A 7,239-nucleotide genomic window follows, 5' to 3' on the forward strand; every position below is an offset into this window, starting at 1 on the left:
CCCGGTTTCACGTCCCGATGCAGAATGCCGAGGCGATGCGCGCTCTCCAGCGCCCCGGCGATCTTCACCCCGATCCACAACACGGTCTCGACCGGCAGCAGCCCCTGCCCACGGATCCGGGAGTCGAGGGAGCCGACCGGGTGATAGGGCATCACCAGATAGGGTCGCCCGCTCGCGGTGACACCCGCCTGCAGCATCGTCACGATGTTCGGATGCCCGGTCAGCCGGCCCATCGCCCGCTGCTCCCGGAAGAACCGCGCCCGGTTCTCTTCGTCCAGCTCGGCGGTCAGGATCTTCACCGCCACCGTCCGATCCAGCTCGGTCTGTGTGCAGCGATAGACCACACCGAAACCGCCCCGCCCTATCTCCTCGGCATCCTCGAACCCGGCCGTGGCCAATTCCTCCGTGACCGGCTCGAACACGTCACGAACCGTCAGGAACCGATCATCCTCGACCATCAGCGGCCCACCATCCACCGGTGTCCCGGCACCGAGCAACACCCGTCAAATCTTCGTTAATGCACAGCGTATCCCCACCGAATGTCGGCAACCGAGCTATCGGGAAGGGGCTCCAGAGTTGGAAAACGCGATTCGAACAACCGAATACAGGGACCAGCCCACTCCCGCAGCTGGGTGACAGATCTCGGTCACTACGCGCGGACCCAGGGTGCCAAACCCGGTTCGGGACCGGCCCGCCACGGCCAGGGTCCACGCCCGGCGCCGGTTTGTCGCCGGTGTGGGATGCCCACCTCGGGAAGTGATCGGCCGGGGCCTGGCATGCTCGACCTGCGCATCGACCTGTCGCCTATCGCGGCCATCTGGTCTGACCATCCCGACTACCAGCCGGAATGGGCCGTCGATGGGGGAGGATCAAACCCGGTCAACAGGTGATGTGCAGGATGTCTTTGTCTGATGTCAATGATTTGGGAGACAGCACGTCAACATAGATTGAGCTCTCGCTGTCCCCGGTGCTACTGGCCGTTTCCGTGTATCTTCCGTGCAACGTATGGACGCCGGGAAAACTGGCTGTGGAAGTCTTTGAGCCAATCTCGTGGTCATCGATGACGACCCGGATTTCGTAGTCCCCGCTTGCCCCGGCTGTCTTGACGAAGACGGTGTAAGCCGCGTCGACATCGCACCCCTCGTAGTAATTACCGTCCCAACTGACCTGGACTGATGTCACCCTGAAGTGACCGAGGTACAAGGCGATCTGCGGAAGGACGACGAAAACTATCCCGACCATAAGAAGGGCAACTTGTCGCTTGATCGTGCTGATGATCGGGAATTCGCCGACTAGTGCCTTGACCCCGCCGCCGACAATTGCAGCGACAATGCACACCGCGCCGAGGATCACGAACGGCGAACTTAGATCCATGCTGGCCACCCCCCGGTGTACTCCGTTATTCCGACACAAGCTCGCCGAATCGAGTGGCGCGCGTTGCATGAGAACGAGAGGCCCATAATTCTACGAGCCGTAGCCTGTGACGCACAGCGGGTTCACATGAAACGCAGCGGTTCACGTCGGCCAAGGGTGCGTAGCCCGGTTGAGGCCAAGTGATAGGGAGTTGCACAACAGGCCGCTACTGACTCCGCATGCTCGGAGACCGGTAGCGGCCTTTCCTGTGCCCTCGAAACCTGTCGCCGAACGGGGGTGGTCGCATGTTCAGGCCCTCCGGCGAGGCAACCTGGCTTGCAATCGGCGGAGCTGCAGTAGAAGGCGGGCATCATCACCAGACAGTTCAACCGAGTACTGCGTCACCCGCATGGTGAACCTCGCGAGCGGTGCGGCATGCAAGCAGAAGCATGGTCACCCCGGACTCTTCCCACTCCTGCACACGATCACGGACCTTGACCGCATCACCGACGATGTGCAACGCGTCAACGAGCTCGTCCGGGATCAGGGCGGTCGCGTCCTTCTTACGGCCGGAGAGGTAGAGCTCCTGCACCCTTTCGGCCAGCGCCCCATACCCCATCTGCTCGAACAGGTTTTTGTGGAAGTTCTGCTCCTTTGCGCCCATGCCGCCCATGTACAACGCGACGATCGGCTTGAGGGAGTCGATAGCCGATTGCGCATCGTCCGTGACATGGAGATGGCAACTGGCTGCTACCTCGAACGTTTCCCTGGTCCGTCGTGCTCCCGGACGTGCAAATCCCTCGTCCAACCAGTGGCGGTACATGTCGGCCGCAGCCGGCAAGTAGAAAATCGGGAGCCATCCGTCCGCGATCTCTGCCGTCTGAGCGACGTTCTTCGGGCCTTCTGCGCCGAGCCAGATCGGTATATCGGCACGCAGGGGGTGCACAATCGACTTGAGTGGCTTGCCCAAGCCAACCTCGCCAGGCCCCTGGTACGGGAGCCGGTAATGCTCTCCGTCGTTGGTCACTGGCTCCTGACGCGCCCACACTTTGCGAAGGATCTCGACGTACTCACGCGTGCGCGCAAGGGGTTTGGCGAAAGGCTGGCCATACCACCCCTCGACGACCTGAGGGCCGGAAACACCGAGTCCGAGGATCGCTCGTCCCTCGGAGAGATGATCCAGCGTCAAAGCAGCCATCGCAGTCGCCGTGGGTGTGCGGGCGGACAGCTGCGCGATGCTGGTCCCCAGTCGCAATCGGCCGGTCTGGCGACCCCACCACGCGAGCGGAGTGAAGGCGTCCGAACCGTAAGCCTCCGCGGTGAAGAGCGCATCGAAGCCCACCTCCTCGGCCGCCGCCACCAGTTCCGCTGCGCCCTGTGTCGGCTGCGCGCCCCAGTAACCCAGCTGCAGACCAAGTTTCACTGTGATTCCTCGCCTTCCATCGCCTCACGTGTCCACCTACGAGGGACACGAACGCCAACGCTTCCCCACGACACCATATCGTACGTTATGGTGTCGTGGCGTGACCGTGGGCTGAACTGCGGAGATGGCATACCGCCACCAGCCGGGTGAAATCGGAGGCCGAGCGGCAGCAAGGCGCCACGGCTGGTCGATCACCCGCCTGGTACCTCTACTCGCAGGCACGTTCGTACTGATGAGCGCATTGCTGGCCGCAGTGTTCTCGCAATGGTGGTTCTTCACTGGGTTTGTCGGTGCGAACCTGCTGCTCTACGGCGCCGTGGGCTGGTGCCCGGTGACACTGCTGCTGCGGCGAGCCGGGGTTCCCGCCGAATCGATCAGCTGCCCACCCGCTACCAGTAACTGCACAGCATCCCAGCCGAAAAGCCGGAAGGAATAAGACAAATGGGCCTTGCTCTGTCCATCACCCTCCACGCCAACTTCGACAATGCCCTCGAGCTGACACGTAATGCCTTGTCCGAACAAGGATTCGGCGTACTTACCGACATCGATATGAAGGCCATCCTGAAGGCCGAACTCGGTGAGGACATCGAGGCCGCTCGCGCGGCGGCGCACCCTTGACCCACATCGGCGCGGCTTCGGGTTCGGCAGGATCGGTGGAGAGCCAATGCTGGAACAGGCGGTCTCAAACCACAACCAGCCCGCATCGAGCGGGGCGAGGTTGACAACGAATCGGTTCCGGCGTTTGCGCATCTTCATTTGTGGTGATCCCCTGAATAGTGTTGGTGCAGGGTGGTTTTCGATCACACCGGCTGACGCGGCGCTGCGTTCTTCCAGTTTCGTGCCCGGTCCGCGGCGAAGGCCACGGCTTCGGCCCACCCCGTGCGGCGGGCAATGAGGGCACGGAGCTTCATGATGTCGGGTTGACGATTGATGGCGAGGGCGCCGAGCAGTCGTTCGCCGTCTCCGTAGAGGGCGAGCAATCGGCCCTGCTGGATCGAACCGAACAACTCGAGCTCGTCGCCGTCGGGGACCCCGACGAATTGGATGCGTGAGTCGTACCAGTCGGACCAGAAGTAGGGGACCGTCGTATACGGCTGGGCGTTGTCGGGATCGATTGCGTTGCGCGCGGCCCGCTCCCCCTGCTCCTGCGCGCTGGTCCAGTGCTCCAGCCGCATGTGCCGCTTGAATGCCGGGTTGGACCAGCGTGCGACATCTCCGGCTGCGTATACGCCCGGCGCTGAGGTTGCCAGATTCGAATCGCAGACCACACCGTTGTCGAGCGCCAGCCCGGAGTGCTCGAGCCAACCTGTGGCGGGGTCTGCGCCGATACCTACGACAACGAGGTCCGCGTCGACGGCCGATCCGTCCGATAGCCGCACCCGCTCCACGGATCCGTTCCCCTCCAATGCGGAAACCATTACTCCGCACCGCAGTTCGGTGCCGTTTTCGACATGCAGAACGCCACACGCATTGCCCATTACGCCGCCGACGGCACGCGCGAGGGGAGTCGGCAGCGCCTCGAGGATGGTGGCGCTCAGTCCACGCTTACGTGCCGCTGAGGCAACCTCCGACCCGATGAATCCAGCGCCGATAATGACCGTTCGCGCGCCCGCATCCAGTGCCGCGCGCACGGCGCGGGCATCGTCGAGCGTCCGCAGGGTGTGCACTCCCGCAAGCCCATCGGAGCCGGGCAGCGCACGAGCCGTGGCGCCCGTCGCGATGACCAGCGCCTCGTATTCCACTGCTTCGCCGTTGATTTCGACCAATTTGCTCGCCACGTCCAGACCGGTGGCCGGGGCACCGAGCCTTAGATCGACATCCAGGTCGGCGAATTCGTGACGTGCTCTGTAATACGGCACCTCCGCCTCACCGCGATCGAGGAACGCCTTCGACAGCGGCGGGCGGTCGTAAGGCAGATGCACCTCGTCGCCGATCAGGGTCACATCTCCGGTGAACCCCGCCTTCCGCGCAGCCTCGACCGCACGCACACCTGCCAGGGAGGCGCCGACGACCACGAGGCGGTTCATTGTTCGAGCCGCAACGCGAAGGTGGGGCAGCCGGCGATGGCCTCCTCCACGGTGGCACGCATATCTTCGGTGATCTTCTCCTGCAACAGCACGAGATCGCCGTCCTCATCGACCTCGAACACGTCCGGTGCGATGGACTCGCAAATCCCCAGGCCCGTGCATTTGGTCCGATCCACTACGATCCTCATGTTCCGACCATAACACACTCTATGGTACGGTGACAGCACCCCTCACAGAAGGAGCCGAACGTGAACGGTTCGAGCCGGGCGTCGATTGCCGGCCTCGGAATCACCGACGTCGGAAAGGTCTACGGCCGCAGCGCGACCGACTTCGCCGCCGACGCGGTGCGCCGCGCCGCCGCCGATGCGGGCCTGCAGATTTCGGATATCGATGGCCTGTTGGTCTCCGGCGGCCTGAAGCGCGATGTCTCCATCGCCCTCGCCAATGTGCTCGGGTTGCGTGATCTGCGGCTGCTCACCGAAATGAATGCCTTCGGTGCCACCGCCGGGTCGATGGTGTCCTTCGCCGCAGCCGCAGTGACCAGCGGGATGGCCGAGACCGTGGCTTGTGTGTTCGCCGACGCACCCCTAAAGCCCAAGGAATCGGCGGGCTCCGCCTACACCGGTCGCAGCCGCAAACCGATCACCGGATTCGCCAGCTATTCCGTCGCCAGCGGCATCACAAACGCCAACGCCAAATACGCCCTGGCCACCCGCCGGCACATGGAGGCCTACGGCACCACCAGCGAGCAACTCGGCCACATCGCAGTCGCGCAGCGTGCCTGGGCGGGCTTGAATCCTCTCGCACAGCTGCGTGATCCGATCACCCTCGAAGATCACCAGAATTCGCGGTGGATCGCGGAACCGCTGCACCTGCTGGACTGTTGCCTGGTCTCGAACGGTGGTGCGGCGGTAATCGTGACGACCGCGGAGCGGGCGCGGCAACTGGCGCAACCGCCGGTAGACATTCTCGGCTGGGGACAGGGCCACCCCGGTCAGCTCGCGGAGCGAGGTTCGGACTTCGGACTGCGCACCGGCGCTGCGATTTCCGGGCCGACCGCATTGAAAATGGCCGGCGTCTCCGTCGACGATGTCGATCTGCTCGAGCTCTACGACTGCTACACCTTCACCGTTCTGATCACGTTGGAGGACTACGGATTCTGCGGTAAGGGCGAGGGCGGCGCGTTCGTCTCGGACGGAAAGCTCGGTCCCGGAGGTTCTTTCCCCCTCAACACCGGCGGCGGGCAGCTGTCGTCGTACTACCTCTGGGGCATGACCCCGCTGACGGAAGCCGTCATCCAGGGCCGCGGCCGAGCGGGCGAACGCCAGGCCGAAAAGCGCGAGGTCATCGTTGTCAGCGGCAACGGAGGCATCCTCGACCACCATTCGACTCTTGTCTTGAGGGGGGCGTGATCGCCGTGACCACATCGATCTCCGGTCCTCCGGTCGTCCGAGACGCGCGCAGCGCCGAGTTCTTCGATGCCGCCGCGGCCGACCGCCTGCTCATCCGGCGTTGTCTCGACTGCGGCCACCTGCTCGGGCTGGAAGCACGAACTTGCGCGTGCGGCTGCTCGAACCTGGAGTGGCACACCGCATCCGGCAACGCATCGCTGGTCTCGTGGTCGGTCGTGCACCACCCGCCGCACCCGGCATTCGCCGACCAGGTGCCGTTTCCGATCGGCCTCATCGAACTCGCCGAGGGACCGTGGATCAACGCACGCATCGTCGGCGTCGAATTCGATCAACTACGGGCGGGCCTGCCTCTGCGTGTCTCGTTCGTCCATCCAGATGAAGGCGACTCATATCCCGTGTTCGTCGCAAAACACTAGGAGTTCCGTATGACTTCGGCCGTCATCGTCGACGCCATCCGAACGCCCTCCGGCAAGGGAAAGCCCGGCGGCGGACTGTCGGATATCGCCCCGGCCACCCTGCTCGCAGGCGTGCTGTCCGAACTCGTTGCTCGAAACGGCCTCGACTCGGCCCTTGTCGACGACGTCATCACCGGCTGCGTAACCCAGGCCGGTGAGCAAGCCGGCAATATCGGCCGAATCGCCCTGCTGGCTGCGGGATTCCCCGAATCCGTTCCCGCGACCACGGTGGACCGGCAATGTGGATCGAGCCAGCAGGCCGCGCATTTCGCCGCTCAGGGCGTCATCGCCGGTGCGTACGACATTGCCATCGCCTGCGGCGTCGAATCCATGAGCCGCGCACCCATGTTCTCCAACACCCAGGGTGTCGATATCTACCGCCCGGTCGCGCAGCGCTACCAGGAAGGGCTGGTACAGCAAGGGATCTCGGCGGAAGTCATCTCCGCTCGCTGGAAGCTTGACCGCACCGCACTCGACGAGTTCGCCGCCCGCTCTCACCGGCTCGCCGCGGCAACTGCCGTGGCCGGTGGCTTCGCGAACGAGCTCGTTCCCGCGGGTACGTTGACCGC

At 64.1% G+C, this 7,239-nt stretch carries 8 protein-coding genes and 2 pseudogenes; 5 read left to right on the forward strand and 5 right to left on the reverse strand.

Translation table 11 applies throughout. The annotated features are described in order from the left end of the window. The 3 genes from ACFXN1_RS20670 to ACFXN1_RS20680 all read right to left on the reverse strand — a co-directional run. On the reverse strand, nt 1–458 hold a 458-nt coding region (locus ACFXN1_RS20670), incomplete at its 3' end, for a serine/threonine-protein kinase (protein WP_379463650.1). Between the two features lie 421 nt (nt 459–879). Then, on the reverse strand, nt 880–1,383 hold the full coding sequence (locus tag ACFXN1_RS20675) for a hypothetical protein (protein ID WP_379438034.1): 504 nt from the start codon (nt 1,381–1,383) through the stop codon (nt 880–882). Nucleotides 1,384–1,738: 355 nt separating this feature from the next. Next, on the reverse strand, nt 1,739–2,776 hold the full coding sequence (locus ACFXN1_RS20680) for an LLM class F420-dependent oxidoreductase (protein ID WP_379438032.1): 1,038 nt from the start codon (nt 2,774–2,776) through the stop codon (nt 1,739–1,741). Between the two features lie 124 nt (nt 2,777–2,900). Here ACFXN1_RS20680 and ACFXN1_RS20685 point away from each other — a divergent pair, with 124 nt between their 5' ends. Together ACFXN1_RS20685 and ACFXN1_RS20690 are read left to right on the forward strand one after the other, a co-directional pair. Next, complete coding sequence (locus tag ACFXN1_RS20685; RefSeq protein ID WP_379438031.1) at nt 2,901–3,212, forward strand: DUF2892 domain-containing protein; 312 nt, start codon at nt 2,901–2,903, stop codon at nt 3,210–3,212. Nucleotides 3,213–3,217: 5 nt separating this feature from the next. Beyond that, nucleotides 3,218–3,367: pseudogene (locus ACFXN1_RS20690) on the forward strand (ABC transporter); the annotation flags it as partial. 209 nt (nt 3,368–3,576) lie between these two features. On the opposite strand, the gene ACFXN1_RS20695 reads toward ACFXN1_RS20690, so the two are convergent. Both ACFXN1_RS20695 and ACFXN1_RS20700 read right to left on the reverse strand, forming a co-directional pair. Then, on the reverse strand, nt 3,577–4,803 hold the full coding sequence (locus tag ACFXN1_RS20695; protein WP_379438029.1) for an NAD(P)/FAD-dependent oxidoreductase: 1,227 nt from the start codon (nt 4,801–4,803) through the stop codon (nt 3,577–3,579). Further along, nucleotides 4,800–4,991: a ferredoxin gene (locus ACFXN1_RS20700; RefSeq protein WP_379438028.1), complete on the reverse strand. Its 192-nt coding sequence runs from the start codon at nt 4,989–4,991 to the stop codon at nt 4,800–4,802. The genes ACFXN1_RS20695 and ACFXN1_RS20700 overlap by 4 nt, the downstream gene beginning before the upstream one ends. Before the next feature lie 60 nt (nt 4,992–5,051). Between ACFXN1_RS20700 and ACFXN1_RS20705 the strand changes: the two genes are divergently transcribed. The 3 genes and pseudogenes from ACFXN1_RS20705 to ACFXN1_RS20715 all read left to right on the forward strand — a co-directional run. After that, nucleotides 5,052–6,215, forward strand: coding sequence for a thiolase family protein (locus ACFXN1_RS20705; RefSeq protein ID WP_379438026.1), 1,164 nt, complete (start codon nt 5,052–5,054; stop codon nt 6,213–6,215). A 5-nt stretch (nt 6,216–6,220) separates the two neighbouring features. Then, entirely contained in the window at nt 6,221–6,631 is a 411-nt protein-coding gene (locus tag ACFXN1_RS20710; RefSeq protein WP_379438025.1) for a Zn-ribbon domain-containing OB-fold protein, read from the forward strand. A gap of 9 nt (nt 6,632–6,640) precedes the next feature. Continuing rightward, nucleotides 6,641–7,239, forward strand: a pseudogene (locus tag ACFXN1_RS20715) (steroid 3-ketoacyl-CoA thiolase); the annotation flags it as partial.

The organism is Nocardia sp. NPDC059154 (genome assembly GCF_042755705.1).
In the GTDB taxonomy this organism is placed as follows: domain Bacteria; phylum Actinomycetota; class Actinomycetes; order Mycobacteriales; family Mycobacteriaceae; genus Nocardia.

What these genes read in the sequence shown, in the direction of transcription:
- ACFXN1_RS20685 (WP_379438031.1), top strand. Translation starts at nt 2,901, where the DNA reads ATGGCATACCGCCACCAGCCGGGTGAAATCGGAGGCCGAGCGGCAGCA.
- ACFXN1_RS20695 (WP_379438029.1), bottom strand. Translation starts at nt 4,803, where the DNA reads ATGAACCGCCTCGTGGTCGTCGGCGCCTCCCTGGCAGGTGTGCGTGCG.
- ACFXN1_RS20700 (WP_379438028.1), bottom strand. Translation starts at nt 4,991, where the DNA reads ATGAGGATCGTAGTGGATCGGACCAAATGCACGGGCCTGGGGATTTGC.